Genomic DNA, 19,151 nt, shown 5'->3' on the forward strand with positions numbered 1-19,151 from the left:
TCTTCCAACGCCTGAAACTCGACCCGACCCGCTGGCTCGACGCCCTCGAAGCCATCCAGCGCCCGCGTCCCCCCTCGCGCCTGGGCCGACCTCGCCCCAAGCCCCCGCGACGACTCGCGAGGGCTGCGCGATCTTTTCAACAGGCCTCTCCAGCAGCATTTGTCGCTCAGGCCTGATTCTCCCGTCGGGGCCGCCGTGGATCGGCCTGAGACGCGTCGAGGCGTCTTCCGCCCGGGAAATCGTCCTGATTGCTGCAGGTGGTTTTTCGCCCATAAATGGCGTTCCATTGCCATTCTATTAAGTAGAGGCTTCGAGGTCGTCCGCAGTCGGCGGCAGGCTGAGATGCGAATCAGACGAGTCGACGTTACGTGGGGAGAGGAGGCGGAAAATGGTCGATCGAAGCCAATGGCGCACGCCTTCTCAGCGACACAATTATCGACTCATAAACGACTTGCGCATCACAACCAGCAGTAGCGCACCATGCGGACGAACCCAAACGGAGCCATTGGTTCAGATGGGGTGCGGTCGTCGTAGGGGCGTGGCCGCCGATGGCCCTTCTACGGCGGGATGTGGGCGGCGTTCCAAGCAGAGAGGCGACGGCTCAGGGCGTGCGAAAACGGTCGAACGAAGCCATTCCAAAGGACCAAATATAACCCATACGCCATTACACAAAAACCAGTTGCGTCACCTGAATGGCCATCGAAAGGGAGACGTTCGAAGCCAAACGGAGCCGCCCCGAGGGGTTGTCGTGAAACGGGGGGGTCCGACCGTGGAGACGGGGCGGGCTTCGCGGAGGGTCGAGGAAATTGGGGTTAGGAGAACGCCTAAAGTCGTGTTGACCCTATGGGAGCTTCCTGGTAGGTTCCGCGACCGTCTCCAACCGACGACATCCAACAACGTCGGCGGGACTGCGGTCAGCCATCTGATAGACACCGAGGGAATCGCGACACGGCTCACCGACACGATTCCCCCCGACCCGTATCGACCCCACGGTGGCGCGCGGGTACCGCCCGGGGACGTTCCTCGGACGGCGAGTTATGGATCGACTCGCACGGGGCCTCTCGTGATGCGACGAGCGGCCCGGATCAACCCTGGAAGATCGACTCGAATGAACAAGATCTCGTACGCTCTCGCTTTGGGGGTCAGCCTCGCGCTGGCCTCGGCCGCCTCGGCCGCCCCGATCGTGCAGCAGCTCGACGCCCCTGAGCTCTCGGCCGCGACGTTCAGCAGCCTGTTCAAGCCGATCGACGACGCTCCGGCGATCACGTCGAACTACCAGTTCATGAACACGCCGGTCACCGGCGTGGTTCAGTCGCAGGTGTTCGAGGGGACCGGCGCCTACGCCGGCCTGTACGCCTACGCCTACCAGTTCGGCGTCAATGACGTGTCGGACTCCGCGGGCCAGGCGACCTCGGTCAACAGCGCCTCGCTCCAGTTCAACGCCACGCCGGTTCGGGCCGACCTGCTCGGCACGGGCGGTGCCGGCAGCGCCGTGTACGTCGTCAAGGACGGCACGGTCGGCAGCCTGAATCTGCCTTCGGCCGCCTCGGGCGGAATCATCGCGACGCCGTCGTCGGTCGCCTGGATGCCCGGCGACAAGACCGGCGCCCTGACGTTCCAGTACCTGGACGCCAGCAAGAACACCGGCCCGGTCGACGCCGGCTCCACCACCGGCACGATCGTCGTGCTGACGACGGAGCCCTGGACCAACAAGCCGGTCAGCCTCCAGAACGCCAACCCCCAGATCGCCTACCCCTCGGCCTACTCGGCCGACGGCGGCGACATCCAGGAAGTCCCGGTCCCCGAGCCGGCGACCGTCCTGTCCTGGGCCGGCATGATCGTCGCCGCCGGCGTCATGCACCACCGCCGTTCCCGCCGCGCCGCCTGAGGCTCGCGGAATCGGCTGAAACTCAAGGCCCCTCGGCGACGACGTCGTCGCCGAGGGCCTCGTCGTTTCGAAAGCCGTCGACGGCGCGCGTACAATGACCTATGAGGGGCCCGAGGACGGGCCTCGTCCCTCAAGGTCCGCCTTCCATGAACTTCCCGCCGATCGCCCGAGTCCGACGAACCTTCGACCAGCCCGAGGTGGCGGACGTCGCCGCTGAGGTCTCCCGCGCCGTCCTGAGCAGTCGGCTCGTCGACCGTGCGCCGGCCGGCGGGTCGATCGCGATCACGGTCGGCAGTCGGGGAATCGCCAACCTTCCGGAGATCGTCCGGACGACCGTTGACGCCGTCCGCTCGCTGGGCTTTCGTCCCTTCGTCGTCGCCGCGATGGGAAGCCACGGCGGAGGAACGGCCGACGGCCAGCGAGCCCTCCTCGCGGAGTTGGGCGTCACCGAACAAACGGCCGGCTGTCCCGTCCGCTGCGAGATGGACACCGTCGTCCTGGGGACCAACGCCTTCGGCCTCCCGATCCACTTCGACCGCAACGCCTTCGAGGCCGACGGGATCGTCCTGCTCAATCGGATCAAGCCGCACACCTCGTTCTCGGGCCGATACGAGAGCGGGCTGCTCAAGATGCTGGCAATCGGCCTGGGCAAGCGCGAGGGGGCGGCGCAGGTCCACAAGCTGGGCCTGCCGGGGCTCGTCAAAATGCTCCCGGAAGTCGGCGAGTTCCTGCTGACGCGAACGCCCGTCGCGCTGGGGTTGGCGATCCTGGAGAACGCCGCCGATCACGTCGCGCGGGTGGTCGCCGTCGAGCCCGACGAGATCCTGGACGTCGAGCCCACGCTGCTCGCGGAGGCGCGAGCCCTGATGCCGGGGCTGCCGTTCCGGGAGTTGGACGTTCTGATCGTCGGCGAGTTGGGCAAGAACTTCAGCGGCACCGGCATGGACCCGAACGTCATCGGCCGCCTCCGCGTGGAGACGACCCGCGATCATCCCTCGCCGGTGATCACGCGACTGGCCGTGCTGGACGTCTCCGAGGAGTCGTGCGGCAACGCCCTCGGCGTGGGCTTCGCCGACCTGACGACCGAGCGATTCGTCCGCGCCATCGACCCGACGCCGGTCCAGGTCAACAGTTTCACCAGCAACTTCCTGGCGAGAGCCCGCGTCCCGCTCGCCCTCCCCGACGACCGCGCGGTCATCGCCGCCTGCCTCGACACCTGCTGGCGGATCGACCCGGCCGAGGCGCGCATGGCCCTGATCCCCAACACGCTGGAGCTGACGACGCTCTGGGTCACCCAACCGCTCGCTGAGGAGGTCGAGGCCCACCCCGAGCTTTCCTTCGAGACCGACTTCCGGCCGATTCCGTTCAAAGTGGGGAATCGGCTGGACCAGAACCGCTTGTTTCCCGAAGGCCACCGCGCCCGCAAGAACCTGCGGTCGGAATTGACGGCTGAGGCCCCCGAGTGATGTCTATGACAGGACGACGTCGTAGGCATCTTGGCGAGGTCAGCGGAAATCGGCCGATGAGTCATCGGCGATCCTCTTCCTCGGCGAGACGTGGCCCTCATAGGCAGCGAGCCCTCCGAGGATAGTCCCCACCGGTGCAATCACGAAAAGGCCGACGAAAATCCCTGCCTTCGGGCCGCCATGGTTCCCCCCCGCGAGCAATCCAAGCAGAAAACCGAGGGCCACGCCGACGACCGTTCCCACCAGCATTCCCTTGATCGTCGTGGCCTTTCGCCCTCGGATCTCCACTCCTCCCCAGACCATCGCCATAAGCGCGAACGCGGCGATCACCGCTCCGAGGGCCATATGAAACCGCTTGAGCCCCACTCGCGAATCTCGGTCGAGCCTGAGTATCGCGAAGGCGATGAGCAAGGCGATGCCGCCAAAGAACAGTCCAGCGAAGGCCCCGACCAGGCCGCGGCCCACGAGTACGACGAGGGTCCAAGCGAGTTCGCCCCACCTTCGTCGATCACCCATGGGCCGCTCCTGATCGGTGACTCGTCAGCTCGTCGCCTGCATCTTGACCGGATCCCAGCCGATCAACCGGCTCTCATACAAGCTGGTGTTGCACAGGAGGGCCGGGGCGGCGGCGCGGAAGCCGAAGACGGCGTCCTCGTAGACCGGGTCGCCCTTGCGGACGGACGAGAAGAACTTGACGAAGTGGTCGAAGCGAGGGTCGTAGCCCGCGGGGGGCTTGAAGGTCTCGGCGCCGGTGTAGGCCGAGGACTTGGGGCCCTTGCGAGGCTCGCGAGCCAGCTTCTCGGCGATGGCGTCGCGCTGGGCCTGCGAGAAGGTCTGGACGGAGTTGTAGCCCTTGACCTCCTGATCGGCGGTCGGCCAGGAGATGCCCTTGCGCTCGAGCTTGAGCGAGGCCAGGTCGGTGGAGATGACGCCCTCGTCGCCGACGAACCGGAACGAGGTCGCGTCGCCGCCGCCGTCTTCGAAGTCGCACTGGAGCGAGACCGTGAAGGCCGGGTGGGCCTGCGTGGCCGGGTAGTCGAGCAGGCTGAGGATGACGTCGTAGACGTCGCGGCCGTCGTCCCAGTAGCGGAGCCCGCCCATCGCGGCGACCTTGTTCGGCCCCGTCGATCCGGTCGCGTGGTGGATGGCGGTCAGCAGGTGGACGAACAGGTCGCCGGCGACGGCCGTACCGTAGTCCTGGTAGTTCCGCCAGCGGAAGAAGCGGGTCGCGTCATACGGCCGCTTGGGGGCCTTGCCGAGGAAGCGGTCCCAGTCGACGGTCTCGGGCGAGGCGTCCAGCGGCAGGGTGTACTGCCAGGCGCCCAGCGAGGAGTTCCGGTTGTACCGGGCCTCGACCACGTTCACCTTGCCGATCGCCCCGGCGGAGATCATCTCGCGGAGCTTGTCGATGACGATCGAGCTGGCGAACTGGCTGCCGACCTGGAAGACGGCCTTCCGCTCCTGCTGGACGGCGATGACGCCCGGGCCCTCGGCCAGGGTCTGAACCATCGGCTTCTCGCAGTAGACGGGCTTGCCCGCCTTCATCGCCTCGATCGACATGGCCGCGTGCCAGTGGTCGGGGACGCACAGCAAGACCGCGTCCACGTCCTTGCGGTCGAGGATCTCGCGGTAGTCGACGTGCGTCGAGACCTGATCGCCGTACTTCTCCTTCGCCCGGACGCGACGCCCCTCGTAGAGGTCGGCGGCGGCGACCAGCTCGACGCCCGGGACCTTCAGGGCGCAGTCGGTGTCGATGAAGCCGATGATCCCCATGCCGATCGTCGCGATCCGCACCTTGTCGTTCGGCCCCGGCGCGGCCGCGGCGAGCGCCTCGGCGGCGGCCCCGATCTCGGGGTTCAGGGGCAGGATGGTGGCGGCGGTCGAGGCCGCAGCGGCCGTCTTCAGGAATCCTCGGCGCGAATTCAGGTCGCGACGTCGCATCTTCAGGCTCCGTTGACTGAATGGGTAGTCGCAATCGGTCTCGTCCCCGACTGCATTCGTTCTCCAGCATAACCTTCTTGGCCGTCGTGGGCGACTCCTCCTCGACGCCGTCTGCCGGTCTGTTCAGTCGCGTCTGAGGGCCTGTTACCATGGCCCGCGGACTCGACCTCGGATCGTGCGAGGCCTGCCCCGTCAGCGGGAGACTCTCCATGAAAGCGACTGCCAATCTCACAGCGTCCTTCCTCCTGATCCTATCAATCGCCAGTCCGCGAGCGATCGCGCAGGCGGAAGCCCCGGCTGCGACCGTGGCGCCGGCCGACGACGCGCGGTTCTCCTGGAAGAAATCCGACCTCCAGGTCGAAGGCGTCTTCCCTCACATGGCGATCATGACCCCGGGGACGGGGAGCAAGTCCGAGACCGGCATCGGCGGGCTCATCGCCTGGGGGGATCGGCTCTGGGCCGTCGGCTACGTCGCCCACATCTCGGGGTCGGGCCTGGGCCTGTACGAGATCCGCGAGGACATGGCGTTCCGGATGCACCCCGAGTCGGTCACCGGGACGTTCGCCAACCGCATGATCCACTGGGAATCGAACCAGGCGATCATCGGCCCCCACTTCATCGACGAAACGGGGAACGTCCGCACCAGCAAGGAACTGTCCAAGCATCGGCTCACCGCGACCGCGCGGCACCTGACCGACCCGAAGAACAAGGTCTACTTCATGACCATGGAAGGCCTTCTCTTCGAGACCGACGTCCACAGCCTCGAATCCAAGCTCCTGTATGATCTGATCAAGGAGCTGAAGATCGACGGCTACAAGCACTTCAAGGGGGCGTACACGTCGCAGGGCCGGCTGGTCGTCGCCAACAACTCATACGATGAGAAGGAGTTCCTGGAGACCCGTAAGGCCGGCCGGCTCGCCGAATGGGACGGCAAGACGTGGACGGTCCTGGAGAACAACCCGTTCGTGGAGGTCTCCGGCCACTCAGGGCAGGCGCTCTACGCGGTCGGCTGGGACAAGCGGTCGGTCATCCTGCGCGTGCTCGACGACGGCAAGTGGACGCGTTACCGCCTCCCCAAGGGGAGCCAGACGTTCGAACACCAGTGGTGCACCGAGTGGATGCGCATCCGCGAGGCTTCCACCGAGCGCTACCTCATGGACGCCTTCGGCCTCTTCTACGAGATGCCGCTCTTCAATTACGACGGCAAGATCTGGGGCGTCCGGCCGATCGCATCGCACCTGCGGGTGATCCCCGACTTCGTCCACTGGCGGGGTTTCTTCGTCATGGGGAGCGATCAGGGGGACAACGCCGTCGGCCAGCCGCAGTCGGGCCTCAAATTCGGCAGCATCGACGACCTCTGGAAGATGGGCAAGCCCACCGGCTGGGGAGGTCCCTGGTGGAACGATGCCGTCAAGGCCGGCGAGGTCTCCGACCCGTTCCTGATGACGGGCTTCGACAAGAAGGTCGTCCACCTCTCCCACGAATCCGACCAGCCCGTAAGCTTCAAAATCGAGGTCGACTTCCTCGGCGACGGTTCGTGGAAGACCTACCAGACGGTGATCGTCGGACCAAAGGGATACTTCCCTCTCTCATTCCCAGACGCCTTCTCCGCGCACTGGGTGCGCGTGACGGTCGACCGCGACTGCACGGCGACGGCCCATTTCATGTACAACTGAGGCGGCGACCACAGGTCGCCCGCCCAAACCCGAGGCTTGTGCGGGCGACAGAGTCGACCTGAATCTCGAACAAGGCTCGAAGAGGTGGGACCGCACACCCGAGGGGCTTCCGATGACAGGAGTGGATCCTTGCGAGGCGGTGGGAGAGCCGATTCGTATCTCGACTGTTCGGTTATTGTTCATCGCGTCGATGTGCATGACGGTTGCGCTGATGAGCGCGAACGTCACGCTCGTGAGCGGCGACTACCGAGGCGCCCTCGCGATCGCCCTCGTCGGCATCATCGCCGCGGACCTGTGCTGCGCGGTCGCCTTCGCTCGCGGGGGCTGGGCGAGTTGGGTGTCCGTCGTCCTGGCTGCTCCGTCGCTCTGGATCTTCGCCGACCTCGCGCGTCGCGGCCCTCACGTCTGGTGACGCGCCCGTCCTCGCCCTCAACGGCGGCCGACGGGTCGGTCCGTCACGGCGAAGCCGGCTCCGCCTCCTGGACCAGGCGATCGAGCGTCGCCAGTCGCAAATCTCGGGTCTGAGCGACGAGCGCATAAACCATCGCTTCGCGGAAGAGGCGCTGAGCCGGGTGCTCGATGCCATTGGCGGCACCGCCGCTGGCGGCCACCGACCCGTAGGAGGCTCGCACGCCGAGGTCGATGCAACCGGCCCTCAGCTTGGTGGCATCGCCGCGCTGGTCTGCCGGGGTCTCTGGATCGTCCCAGCGGTTGACCGCCGTCCGCATCGAGTCGACCTCTTGTTCGAAGACGTTCGCCGCATTCGCCAGGCGTTCGTCGCGGCCGTCCGACCGTAGCAGTCTGACGGCGGCGCGGGCGACTCCGAGGGACAAAGCCGTGAAGAAGATGTTCGCTCGATCGGTATCCGCCGCCAGTTCGATCGGGGTCATCGTCTTCACGTGGCGCTCGGGCTCGACTCGCAAACCCCGACACTCCAGGGCGACGGTGGCCGAGGCGTTCATCGCACAGAACCGCGCAGGAGGACTCGCGCGGAGGCTCTCGCTTTCGACCAACGGAGCGACCACCCAGGCCGAATGTCCATCAGGCAGCACGCCGGCCAGCAGGACCTCGTCGGCCAGGCCCCAGCCGGTCATCCATGGCGCTGCACCGTCGAAGACCCACGCCTCACCGTCCGATCGGACGCGAAGCGGCGGCGGCCCTGGACGTCGAAGGTGCGAGAAGGCCAGCGAGCAGAACCGCCTGCCGGCCGCGAAGTCCGGCAAAAGCCGCTCTTTCAGGTCTCCGTTGGAGCAGCCGCCCAGATGCCGGCAGCCCACGATATGCTGAAAGTAGACGAATGCCGTTACGCCGCATCCGGAGGCCACGGCGGCGAGGCAATCGCGGACGACGCTCGGCGGCGCGCCCTTGCCGCCGAACTCCGCAGGCGTCGTCAAGCCAAGCAGGCCGGCTCCCGCGAGAGTGCGGATCTGCTCAACGGGCGGCGTCGTCGCCAGGTCGGCCTGGGCGGCGCGGGGCAAGAGATACTCATCGGCTATGGTCTGCGCTTGCTCGACGATCGGGTCGTTCGGCATGACCTGTCCCCGGACGCGGGTCGTACAGGAAGCGTGTCCGCGGGGATTGTAGCACCAACAGCCTCAACGATCCTCTAGCCTGCGAAGTTCGATTCGTTGCAAGCCCGAGTGCAGCGCCTTCCGAATCGCTCAAGGACGAGGCTCGCTCGCCGGCCGCTCGATGATCGCGCGGGCGATGGCCCCAGCCATGATCTCAATCCCCTGCTGATTGAAGTGGCAGCAATCGTCGACGTAGAGCGATTCGGGGTGGTCGCGGAAGAGGCCGGTGAGGTCGGTGAAGGCGACGCCCCGGTCGCCTAGAGCCTTGCCGTTCCGGACCAGCAGCGGATAGCCCTTTTCGACGCCCCGGCGGTAGGGGTGCTCTTCCTTGTACGACAGCCGCTTCTCGGCGGCGTCCATCGGCTTGGAATCGGCGACGTACTGGTTGGGCTGGAGGAAGTGGAAGTAGCGGGCCCCGTTGCGACGGCAGAGGGCGTCGATCGACAGGGAGGCGTTCGACCAGATCGAGGCCAGATACTCGTACAACTCGCCGCGATCGTCGAACTTGCGCAGAGGGCCGGTCGCGACGTACGGGCCGGGCTTGTCCTGGAGATCCTGATGCCGCATGACGATCTGGTAGCGCTCCCAGTCCAGGCGGCGGTCGCGGAGCTTCCAGAAAACGTTGCAGAGGATCGACCACCGCCAGGGGGGTCGAGACACCCAGCGAGCCAGGGCGTTGCGGCTCTCCTCGATCTCGTTGAGCTTGGTCCTGATGACGCCCAGGAACGGATCGTCGCCGCCAACGCGGGCATACCAGCTCCGGGGGAAGGCGGGGAAGACCTGATGCGGCTCGTTTTCCAACTCGTAGAGGGCGACCTCATTGAAACCGTCGATGTTGACCACGAGGTCGAACTCGGCCCCCAGCGCCATCAGGTAGGCGAGCGTCGCCAACTGCTGCGGCTCCTTGTAACCGCCCAGGGCGAGGTTCACAAAGACGAACGTCTTGTCCGCGTACTCGGGCGACTCCTTCAGAGCCTCCTCCAGCCGCTTCGTCCCGTTGAGGCCGAAGTAGCAGGCGACGGAGCCTCCCGTCACGCCGACGATCACCTTGCCCGGCTCGCGCTTCTGGATGGGCTCCTTATCGTCGAGATATCCATAAGCGGAGGCCGACGCCTGCCGCCCGTCGGACGCCCGCACGAACCCGCTCGGGACGCTGGGGTTCTGGACGTAGCCGACATACGGATGGACGTCGGAGACGATCGACGTGCCGACGCTCTCAGGGCGGTTGGCGCGCTCGCGGCGTTCCTCCTGCATCCCAGCCCACGAGAAGGGCTGGCGAGTGGCCGCGGAATACATCAGCCCGGCGAGGACCTCGCAGGCCAGCCAGGTCAGCAGCAGCAGAATCGCCCCGAACGCCAGTCTCTTGCCCATTCCCAGGCGTTTCCGCCGGCGCGGAGCGGCCGCAGCGGGCTCATCGCCGATCCTGAACACGTCGTCGGTCGCCACCGGCGGGCCCTCCCTGGTCCTGATCTCCGGCCATAATCGCCCGCACCATACCCGCAAGCCGGCAATCCGGGCAACGTCGATCGGGCCGCCCCTGGACTCGCCCTCGACCGCCGGTTATACAGGCGTTGAACAATCTTCAACGCCTCGAGGACAGCTCATGGACCCGTTCGAGCCCGCCCCCGCGACGTTCACCCGACGCGCCGCGATCGGCGCGATGGCCGCCGGCGCGATCGCCGCTCCGCACCTCCACGCCGAGGAGCCGCCCAACTCCCCAAGCCCGCCCAAACGCCCCCGAATCGCCGCCGTCGTCACCTGCTACTGGAAGACCTCCCACGGCCAGGGGATCATCGACCGCTTCCTCGACGGCTACGGCTGGCAGGGCTCGCACCATCGGCCGGCGCTCGACATCGTCTCCCTCTACGTCGATCAGCGGCCCGACAACGACCTGACCGACGAGCGGCTGGCTCGCCATCCGGGATTGAAGCTCTACCCGACAATCGCGGAAGCCCTCACCCGGGGCGGAAACACCCTCGACGTCGACGGCGTGGTCCTGATCGGCGAACACGGCAAGTACGCCCGCGACGACCTGGGACGCGTCCACTACCCGAGATACGAGTTCTTCAGCCAGGTCGTCGACGTCTTCCGCAAGACGGGCCGGACGGTTCCCGTGTTCAACGACAAGCACCTCTCCTGGAACTGGGAATGGGCCAAGGCGATGGTCGCCGCCTCTCGCGAGTTGAACTTCCCGTTCCTCGCGGGCTCGTCGCTCCCCGTAACCTGGCGGATCCCCGAGTATGAGACGCCCCCCGACGCCGTCATCGAGGAAGCCGTCTGCGTCGGCTACGGCGGTGTGGACAGCTATGACTTCCACGGCCTGGAGTCGCTCCAGTGCTTCACCGAGCGCCGTCGCGGCGGTGAGACGGGGGTCAAGGCCGTCGAAATCCTCCGAGGCGCAGACGTCTGGAAGGCGATCGACCCGGCCTCCGGCGGCTCGGCCCAACTCCGATCGCTGTTCGACGCCTGCCTCTGCCGGAGCTTCCGCCTGACCTCCCCCCTGCCCACCTACGGCAACGCCTTCCCGACGCTCGAACAGGCCGCGAAGGTCGTCCCCGACCCGATCCTCTACCGCCTGCACTACAACGACGGCCTCGTCGGCAGCCTGTTCATGATGTCGGGCCTGGTGCAGGATTTCACCGTCGCGCTCAAGCTGGCAGGCGATCCCGCGATCCGGTCGACGCAGCTCTACCTTTGCGGGATCTCGCCCAACCAGACCCTCCCCAACTTCTTCAGCCCGCTGGCCAACCACATCGAGGCGATGTTCCTCACCGGCAAGGCGCCGTACCCCGTGGAACGAACGCTGCTGACGTCGGGCGTGATCTGCACGGCGGTCGAGTTGATGGCCGAAAAGCGACGCCAGATCGACACCCCCGACCTGGCGGCAATCTCCTACCGCGTGCCTCGCGAATCCCAGTACATGAGGAGCTGACGCCCCGATGCGGAACCCCAAGACGACCGACGAGGCCGCCCAGCCCTCCCCCTCGCCTGCCCCCGGCCGCAAGCGACTTGCGATCATCACGACCGTCTGGAAGTACCTGACCCACGCGCAACACATGGGCGACCGCTTCCTCGTCGGCTATCCCCTGGACGGCGCCTGGAAACGACCGGCGATCGACGTGGTCTCGGTCTACGTCGACCAGCGCACGGCCGGCGATCTGTCGGGAGAGCGCGCGGCCGCTCACGGCTTCACGGTCTATCCCAAGATCGCCCAGGCCCTCCGCTGCGGGGGGGACAAACTGGCCGTCGACGCCGTGCTCATCATCGGCGAGCATGGCGATTATCCCCACAACGCCAAGGGGCAGATCCTCTATCCCCGATACGAATTCTTCGAGGTTGTCGCCTCCGTGTTCGAGGCCGACGGCCGTTCCGTGCCGGTCTTCAATGACAAGCACCTCTCGTACAGCTTCACCAAGGCGAAGGCGATGGTCGACGCCTCGAAGCGGCTGAAGTTCCCGTTTCTCGCGGGCTCGTCGTTGCCGGTGACCTGGCGGCTTCCGTCGGTGGACCTTCCGTTCGGCGCGGTGGTCGAGGACGCCCTGATGGTGGGCGTCGGCGGTTCGGACGCGATGGACTTCCACGCGCTGGAGGCCATGCAAAGCGTCCTGGAACGCCGCAAGGGGGGCGAAACCGGCGTGCGACGGGTCGACATGATCCAGGGGGACGCCGTCTGGCGGGCTCGCGACGCCGGCAAGTGGTCGCGCGAGTTGCTCGGCGCGGCGCTCTCGCGATCGGACTCGCTTCAGGGGCTCTCGGTCCAGGACGGTCGACCGCAGGCGCTCGCCGAAGGGGACGAGATCGCCCGGATCGCCGAGAAACCGGCCGCGTACTTCATCGAGTATCGCGACGGCACGAAGGCGACGTTGCTTATGCTCAACGGCGTGTTGCGAGATTACAACCTCGCCGTGAAGGTTCAGGGCCGTCCCGAGCCCCTCTCGATGCAGTTTCTGTTGCCGCCAGACCCGAACGTCGCGTACTCGGCGCAGTTGATGAACCACGTCGTGACGATGATCGAATCGGGCCGCGCTCCCTATCCCGTTGAACGCACTCTGCTGGTCTGCGGCGTGCTGGACGCCTGCCTGGACGCTCGAATGAACAACCTGGGGCCCATCGAAACACCCCAACTGGCCCTTCGCTACGAGCCCCCTCGCGAGTCGCTGTTCGCCAGGACCTGAAAGGAACGGCTCGCCCCGATTGCGCCTGTTGTCGACTTCCCCTCGTCTTCCCCGCCCTTTCTTTCGAAAGCCTGACCTAGGCTTTCAATAGAGACCGGGACTGGGACCCGGCGACCCAAAATGGGAAGAGTCGCACGAACCGGACGAGCCGCCGATGTTTAGACCTTCGCGACAGCACTTCCGGGGGGACGCCCCCCAGCTCAACACCCGCGTTTTCGACCGTCGATGCGCTCCGCGACGAGAGGTGCGTTCTCCAGGCGGCTGGCTCTGCTGGTCGTCGCGGCTGGACGACGAGGCGGTCGAAGCCCACATCGTCAACCTGAGCCGGGGCGGAGCCGGCCTGCTAGTGAAGAAGGTCCCGCCGGAGGACTCAATCCTCCGGCTGGTCCTCACCGGAGCCGGCGGTTCGGTCGTCGAGGGCTGGGCGGTCGGGTCCCGCGAAAGCTCGATCGAGGGCTGGACCTTCCTGCACATGCGGTTCTCACACCCCTGCCCTCAGTCGGCCCTGGAGCGGCTGTTGAATCAGACCGCGACGAGCGAGTGACCTTCCTCGCTTAGCCCGCCTGCGACTCCGAGGACGCGCCGTCATCGCCCCAGATGACGGGCCAAAAAGGCGACGAGCTCGCCAGGCACCGCGTCTTCGGGGTCGCCGTAGTCGTCGTTGTGAAGCAGGATGCACTCGACCCCCAGCGGGTCGAGTCGTTCCTTGAGCGCGACGCCGAACTCAGGGTGATGGATCCCCCATCCGCGAGCGGCGTCCGGGGGGATCGGCTTCCTCGGTTCGGAGTACGCCATGACGACCGGCGGCGCGCCCGGCGCGACGTGCGTCAGCGGCGAGGCGTCCTCGTACTTCGCCGCCATCGACGGGTCATCGAGCTTTGCGTCTTCAGGCAAGCCGAAGAACGGCCGGATGGCCACGTGCTCGTGCGCCCGGCCGCCGATTCGCGACCGGATGAACCGCGGGTCGTACGAGGTCTGCGCGCCGATCACCGCCAGACAGGACAGCCGAGACGACCTGCGACCGAGCGGATCGGGAGCCTCCGGCCTGGCAAGGTCCGTGTGGAACCCCAACCAGAGCGCGATCCCCGCGCCGGCTGAATCTCCACATCCGGCGATCCGGTCGCCGTCGAGCCCGAATTCCGCGGCGTGCTCGCGCAGATACTGAACGGCACGGGCCCCGTCGAGCATCGGCGCGGGATACGGAGCCTGCTTCGAAAGCCGGTAGTTCGCCGAGGCCACCGCGATCCCCCGTTCGCGACAGCGCCGAATGAGCCAGGCCGGAACGCTCGACTTGTCTCCCCCCATGAAGCCGCCGCCATGGAAGAAGACCACCACGGGCGCCAATTCCGGAGGACCGACCGCGGGCCCCGAGGGGAGCCAGAGGTCCAGCACGTTGCGATCAAAAGGGCCGTAGCGGAGGTTCCCTCGATCGGGCCTGCGCGAGACGGCCGCCGCCGCGGCCAGCCGGTCGCGCAGGCGCGCCAGGACGTCTCCGGCCAGGGGGAGCAGAGCCAGCGAAAGCGCAATCGCGCCGGGCGCGAATTGTCGAAGGGTCCGGAACATGGAGCAGCCTCAAGGGTGTTCGTCAGGCCGGGACGGGCCGACTCCGCACGCTCCCCGTTAGAGCACGCCGCGTTCCAAACGGCTCGGGCGTTCAAATCGCCTTGACCGTCTCGTCGGGCCTGCTAAAAGAGCGGCGTCCGCCCGCACCTCCAGCATCGCGCTCCGGCCGCATCGGCAATTCTTGCCGGCCCGGAGGCGGAAGTTTGTCGAAATTACAACGGACGGCCGCCCCGTCGCGATAGGAAGTCGCGCGGGATTTCAGCAACCAGGGACGGGGGCTCCTTTCGTGAGCAAGTCGAAGAAGACTCATCGGTCGACGGCCGAGAAGAAACCGCTGCTTCGCCGAATCATCTATTTCGTGGTCATGATCATGACCGGCGGCGGGGCGGGGATCGGCGGCTGGCTCTGCAAGGATTATCCCCAACTGCAGCCGATCGTCACGATGCTCCTGGGCAAGCCCGGAGAAGAAGGCGACGGATCCGGCGAGGGGCTCCCGAACATCAAGGCGGCCGTGAAATCGGCCGTCGCCGGCGCGTTCTCAGCCTCGGAGAATCGACCGGGCGTCTATCAGGTGACGATCGACACCGTCCAGCTCGACCCCAAGTCCTTCACCCCCGGACGGACGGTCGACATCCAGGCCCGCGTCCGCAAGATCGACGCCGACGGCATCGAGTCGCTCGTCTGGGAAAGCAAGACCTTCGGCGAGAACCTGGCCGTCGTCGGCCGCGACGAACTCTCGGCGCACTGGACGAACCGGCCGTTCGAGGTCGAGTGGCGAAGCGGCGACCGCTTCATGGTCGAGGTCTACGACCGGAAAGCCGGCTTCTTCTCAAACCAGGAATTCCGGATGGCCCGCCGGGACGCGAACGTCTTCCCGCTCTCCGCCGGCGAATTCGCCCTCGAAGCCGACGGCCGTCCCAAGCCGGGGACCGACCCCTCGCGCAACCGCGTGGTCCTCGCCTCCCGGCGCACCGGCGATTCAGCGACCCGCCCCAGCCAACCCGCGCGAGACTCCGCCCCCGCACGCCGGGGCCCTGACCAGCCTACCGACGTGGCCGAGCGCCCCATCATCATTCGCTGACTTTTTGACCTGATGGAGGTCTCGCCGTGCCCGTCCAGCTCTCGGTCGATCGTTTCGAAGGCGACCTCGCCGTCCTCGCCACGGAGGACGGCGCGTCGATCGACGTCCCCCGCGCCTGGCTGCCGGAAGGGGCCAAGCCCGGAGACGTCCTGACGCTCTCCCTCCAGCGCGACGACGCGGCGACGGCGAAGCTCGCCGCCGACACGAAGAAAGTCCAGGACGAACTCAAGGCGACCGATCCGGGGGGGGACATCACGCTGTGACGGCCCTCCACGTCCTCCGCCGCCGGTTCCTCGCGTTCGTCGCCATGGCCGCGGCCGTCGCGACGTTCTCCGCGCCGGCTCGTCCCGAAGGGCCCGGCGGCCGCGCGACCTCAACCGGGCGGCTCGTTATCGACGTCCTCGACGTCGGTCAGGGGGACGCGATCCTGATCCGATCGCCCGAGGGGAAGGCCGTCCTCGTCGACGCCGGCCCGACTCGCGAAGGGGCCATGAAAGCCCTTCGCGCCCGGGGCGTCGAGGCGATCGACCTGGTGGTCGTCACTCACCATCATCTGGATCACCACGGCGGGATGGAGTCCGTGATCCGAGAGTTCCACCCGCGATACTTCCTGGCCACCAACTCGCCGCACACCACGAAGAGCTGGCTCAGCCTGCTGGAGACCGTCAAGGCGGAGGGGATCACGGCCGTCGCGCCGACGGAAAAGGCGCGCCGGATCGAGCTGGGCTCGACGACGATCACGATCCTGCCGCAGGCCCCCTACGACGACAAGGACGAGAACGACAACTCGATCGGCCTCCGCGTACAACACGGTGGGTTCTCGATGCTGATGACCGGCGACAGCGAACCGCTATCGCGGAAATGGTGGCAGAGCAACTGCCCCGACCTGCTCCGCGACTGTTCGGTGCTGAAACTGGCCCATCACGGCAGCCACAACGGGACCGACGTCGCCTGGCTGGACATCGTCCGCCCCGAGCTGGCCGTGGTCAGCGTGGGAACGGGAAACAGCTACGGGCACCCCCACGCCGAAACCCTCGATCTCCTCAAGCGGACCCGGATCCCCCTGGTTCGGACCGATCAGTGGGGGACGATCACGATGGTCAGCAACGGCGAGACGTGGAATCTCGTCTCCTCGGGGCTCGCCCGACGCAACGCGGAACGCAAGGGATCGGCGGTCGCCGCCGGCGACTCCGGGCGGTCCTCGTCGCGTTCGGCTTCGCGTCGACGATGATCGCCCTTCCCCGATTGGGGTCGTCCGTGTAGGATTCCCCACCCGCCCCATGGAAGGGCCGGGGCGATCCGGCGTCGCAGACGGAGGGAGCCGGCGATGTCACTCTCGATGCACCCCGCTCAACCGGCGCCGAGACCGGACGACCGCCGATTCGGCGCGCTCCGCGATCCGCGGGCCTTCGTCCGCGTCTTTCTCGGCGTCTTCTTCCGCGACGTCGAGTCGTTCTATCCCGCCTGCCGTATCGAGGCCGTCACGGCCCCGACGATCGGCCTCGACGAGTCGTCGGTCCGTTCGCGACCCAGCGGCGGCATGGATTTCCGACTGGTCGAGGAAACCTCCGACGCCCGCTCGGGAGGCGTGGCGGTCTCACTCTTCGGGTCATGGTACCGGATCATCCCAGAAGGCCCGATGGGGCTGGGGGACGAAGACGTTCAGATGCTCCGCGCGATGGGCGCCGTGCTGGATCTGAACTACCAGATCCTCTTCCGTCGCTCGCGGATGTCGATCCTCCAACTGCTGCGAGGCATGCCCGAGGATCATTACATCGCCGCCCGGCTTGAACCCTCCGCCTACGGTCCCTCGGCGGACGCCCCCAGTCGAGTCGCCGAAGCGATCCTGACCCTGCGCACGATGGCCCTGGCCACCTACGAGAACCGGCGCGTCACCACCGGCGTCCTGATCCTCGGCGCTGAGAGCGACGAGCCGGAGCCAGGTTCTCGCCCCGCACCCGTCGACGCGCCGGGGTTCGGCGTGGACCTGACCAGCCTGAAGAGTCTGCACCGGCTCTGCGACGGCCGCCGCACTCTGTTCCTCGTCGATCGCGACGGCCGGCTCTCGGACGTCGTCGACGTGCGTCAGTGGGTGAGGAGGCATCGAGTCGACAAGGGCGAGGAATCGGGCCTCGACGTCCCGTGCGCCCGCATGTACGAGGCCCACGCCAGAGCCACGCGCGAGTGGGGCCACGTCTGCCTGGTCCTCAGCCCGCATCAGGAAATCAAGGTCTTCGCCGGCGGCGCCCAGACGTTCGCCTTCGGCCACGGCCGCTGGCGGGTCCTCGACCCCGCCTCCAAATTCGCCCTCTGGCGCGACGCCGTGGCCGACGAGAGGCTGGCCAGAGTCCTCTTCCAGACGGCTCTGGAACTGTCCGAGGAACGGCAGGGAGGCCTCCTCGTCGTCGTCCCCGATCCCGATCTGGTGACCGGTCGGCTGATCGCGCCGGAAGACGTCCTGGATTTCGAAAGCGAGGAAGTCCCCGCGCCGGTCGTCTCGACCTCGCCTTCGCTCCACGACCTCGACGACGATTGGACCGCGATCCTGGGCGCCGGACGCCGAGGCGAGCCTCTCTCCAAACGGACGATCCACTACCTGGCCGCCGGTCGATCGCTCCTGACGATGGACCCTTCGGTCGTCGAGGCCCTCGCGTCGCTCGACGGCGCCCTGGCGGTCGACGGCGAGGGGCGGCTCCTCGCCTTCGGCGCGATTCTCCGCCACGACGTTCCGGCCTCCGGCGCCGGCCCACGCGTCCCTTCGCGCGACGTGGCGGAAGGCGCCCGGACGACCGCCGCGATGGTCGCCAGCCGCTTCGGGCCCGTCCTCAAGATCAGCGAGGACGGCGTCGTCTCCTGCTTCCTCGACGGCGACCGCGTCTGGGATTTGTGACTTGCCGCCGCCCGCCGACTTCCCCGAAAATAGAGCCGATGCGACAAGGCGATTTCGGAAGCAGGCGGGAGACGCGATGACGGACGCGAAGGATTACGGGAAAGAACTCGAATTGGCGAAGAACCTGGCGCGCGAGGCCGCGGAACTGGCCCTGAAACGCTCCCACTCCGTGACGCCCGTCGAGAAGGCCAACCTCAGCTACGTGACCGACCTCGACCGCGACCTTGAACAGCTTATCCGCCGTCGACTCGCGGAGGCCTTCCCCGACGACCGGATCACCGGCGAGGAATACGCCCCCCAGGGCGCCGAGGGCCCCCGGCGCTGGTCGATCGACCCAATCGACGGCACGGGCAACCTCGTCCACGGACTGCCGCTCTGGGCCGTCAGCATCGGCCTCATCGACGACGGCGTCCCGGCGGTCGGCGTGATCATCGTCCCGCCGCTGAACGAGCTGTACTGGGCCGTCCAAGGCCACGGCGCCTGGCGCGACGGCGAGCGACTCCACGTCCGCGACGCCGACGCCTTCCACGAGCAGGACAACGTCTGCCTGGGGACCAACGCCATGCGCAAGGTCGACCCGCGCACGATGCCTGGCCGGCTCCGCGACCTGGGGAGCGCCTGCTGCGAGCAGATCTTCGTCGCCGCCGGCAGGCTCCAGGCGTGCGTCTTCCTGGGCGAGCAGACTCACGACGTCGCCGCGGGCGTGGTGATCTCGTCGGAGGCCGGCTGCGCTTACGGGACCCTTGATGGAGAGAAGCTCACGCCGGCCGACGTCGTCGCGCGGACGCCGATTGCTACGCCGACGTTCGTCGCCCCGCCTCGGCGACTGGAAGCCCTCCTGAAGACCGCGCGGGCCTACCCCGCGCCGAAGCTCTCCTGAACCGAACACCGCGAGAGAAC

17 protein-coding genes are annotated in these 19,151 nt (G+C 67.2%); 12 read left to right on the top strand and 5 right to left on the bottom strand.

All coding sequences use genetic code 11. From position 1 onward, the window contains the following. Positions 1-1,108 precede the first annotated feature (1,108 nt). Entirely contained in the window at positions 1,109-1,888 is a 780-nt protein-coding gene (locus G5C50_RS23420) for a hypothetical protein (protein WP_165073393.1), read from the top strand. 146 nt (positions 1,889-2,034) lie between these two features. Next, complete coding sequence (locus G5C50_RS23425) at positions 2,035-3,354, top strand: nickel pincer cofactor-dependent isomerase, group 22 (RefSeq protein WP_165073394.1); 1,320 nt, start codon at positions 2,035-2,037, stop codon at positions 3,352-3,354. 39 nt (positions 3,355-3,393) lie between these two features. Here the strand turns inward: G5C50_RS23425 and G5C50_RS23430 are convergent, their stop codons facing one another. After that, positions 3,394-3,870: a hypothetical protein gene (locus G5C50_RS23430; protein ID WP_165073395.1), complete on the bottom strand. Its 477-nt coding sequence runs from the start codon at positions 3,868-3,870 to the stop codon at positions 3,394-3,396. Between the two features lie 24 nt (positions 3,871-3,894). Then, the gene (locus tag G5C50_RS23435) at positions 3,895-5,295 is read right to left on the bottom strand and encodes a Gfo/Idh/MocA family protein (RefSeq protein WP_165073396.1); all 1,401 of its coding nucleotides are present in this window, start codon (positions 5,293-5,295) and stop codon (positions 3,895-3,897) included. 209 nt (positions 5,296-5,504) lie between these two features. Between G5C50_RS23435 and G5C50_RS23440 the strand changes: the two genes are divergently transcribed. Beyond that, positions 5,505-6,971, top strand: a complete 1,467-nt coding sequence (locus tag G5C50_RS23440) for a hypothetical protein (protein ID WP_206107826.1) — start codon at positions 5,505-5,507, stop codon at positions 6,969-6,971. Positions 6,972-7,182: 211 nt separating this feature from the next. Then, complete coding sequence (locus G5C50_RS23445; protein WP_165073397.1) at positions 7,183-7,383, top strand: hypothetical protein; 201 nt, start codon at positions 7,183-7,185, stop codon at positions 7,381-7,383. 43 nt (positions 7,384-7,426) lie between these two features. Here the strand turns inward: G5C50_RS23445 and G5C50_RS23450 are convergent, their stop codons facing one another. Both G5C50_RS23450 and G5C50_RS23455 read right to left on the bottom strand, forming a co-directional pair. After that, on the bottom strand, positions 7,427-8,503 hold the full coding sequence (locus tag G5C50_RS23450) for an acyl-CoA dehydrogenase family protein (RefSeq protein WP_165073398.1): 1,077 nt from the start codon (positions 8,501-8,503) through the stop codon (positions 7,427-7,429). Between the two features lie 129 nt (positions 8,504-8,632). Then, positions 8,633-9,988: a hypothetical protein gene (locus tag G5C50_RS23455; protein ID WP_165073399.1), complete on the bottom strand. Its 1,356-nt coding sequence runs from the start codon at positions 9,986-9,988 to the stop codon at positions 8,633-8,635. Between the two features lie 157 nt (positions 9,989-10,145). Between G5C50_RS23455 and G5C50_RS23460 the strand changes: the two genes are divergently transcribed. From G5C50_RS23460 to G5C50_RS23470, 3 genes are all read left to right on the top strand, one after another. After that, positions 10,146-11,474, top strand: coding sequence for a hypothetical protein (locus G5C50_RS23460; RefSeq protein WP_206107827.1), 1,329 nt, complete (start codon positions 10,146-10,148; stop codon positions 11,472-11,474). 7 nt (positions 11,475-11,481) lie between these two features. Then, complete coding sequence (locus G5C50_RS23465; protein WP_165073400.1) at positions 11,482-12,717, top strand: hypothetical protein; 1,236 nt, start codon at positions 11,482-11,484, stop codon at positions 12,715-12,717. Between the two features lie 154 nt (positions 12,718-12,871). Further along, positions 12,872-13,261, top strand: a complete 390-nt coding sequence (locus G5C50_RS23470) for a PilZ domain-containing protein (RefSeq protein ID WP_165073401.1) — start codon at positions 12,872-12,874, stop codon at positions 13,259-13,261. 41 nt (positions 13,262-13,302) lie between these two features. Here G5C50_RS23470 and G5C50_RS23475 read toward each other — a convergent pair whose 3' ends face one another. Then, positions 13,303-14,280: an alpha/beta hydrolase fold domain-containing protein gene (locus G5C50_RS23475; RefSeq protein ID WP_165073402.1), complete on the bottom strand. Its 978-nt coding sequence runs from the start codon at positions 14,278-14,280 to the stop codon at positions 13,303-13,305. A 286-nt stretch (positions 14,281-14,566) separates the two neighbouring features. Between G5C50_RS23475 and G5C50_RS23480 the strand changes: the two genes are divergently transcribed. The 5 genes from G5C50_RS23480 (at position 14,567) to G5C50_RS23500 (ending at position 19,131) form a co-directional block, all read left to right on the top strand. Then, positions 14,567-15,361 (top strand): hypothetical protein, encoded by a 795-nt coding sequence (locus tag G5C50_RS23480; RefSeq protein ID WP_165073403.1) that lies wholly within the window; start codon positions 14,567-14,569, stop codon positions 15,359-15,361. Between the two features lie 26 nt (positions 15,362-15,387). Then, positions 15,388-15,624 (top strand): DUF3006 domain-containing protein, encoded by a 237-nt coding sequence (locus G5C50_RS23485; RefSeq protein WP_165073404.1) that lies wholly within the window; start codon positions 15,388-15,390, stop codon positions 15,622-15,624. After that, complete coding sequence (locus G5C50_RS23490) at positions 15,621-16,592, top strand: ComEC/Rec2 family competence protein (RefSeq protein WP_240907328.1); 972 nt, start codon at positions 15,621-15,623, stop codon at positions 16,590-16,592. The genes G5C50_RS23485 and G5C50_RS23490 overlap by 4 nt, the downstream gene beginning before the upstream one ends. Positions 16,593-16,688: 96 nt before the next feature. Then, positions 16,689-18,251, top strand: coding sequence for a hypothetical protein (locus G5C50_RS23495; RefSeq protein ID WP_240907329.1), 1,563 nt, complete (start codon positions 16,689-16,691; stop codon positions 18,249-18,251). Between the two features lie 76 nt (positions 18,252-18,327). Beyond that, complete coding sequence (locus G5C50_RS23500) at positions 18,328-19,131, top strand: inositol monophosphatase family protein (protein ID WP_165073405.1); 804 nt, start codon at positions 18,328-18,330, stop codon at positions 19,129-19,131. Positions 19,132-19,151: the final 20 nt, after the last annotated feature.

The sequence above is a fragment of the Paludisphaera rhizosphaerae genome, assembly GCF_011065895.1.
In the GTDB taxonomy this organism is placed as follows: domain Bacteria; phylum Planctomycetota; class Planctomycetia; order Isosphaerales; family Isosphaeraceae; genus Paludisphaera; species Paludisphaera rhizosphaerae.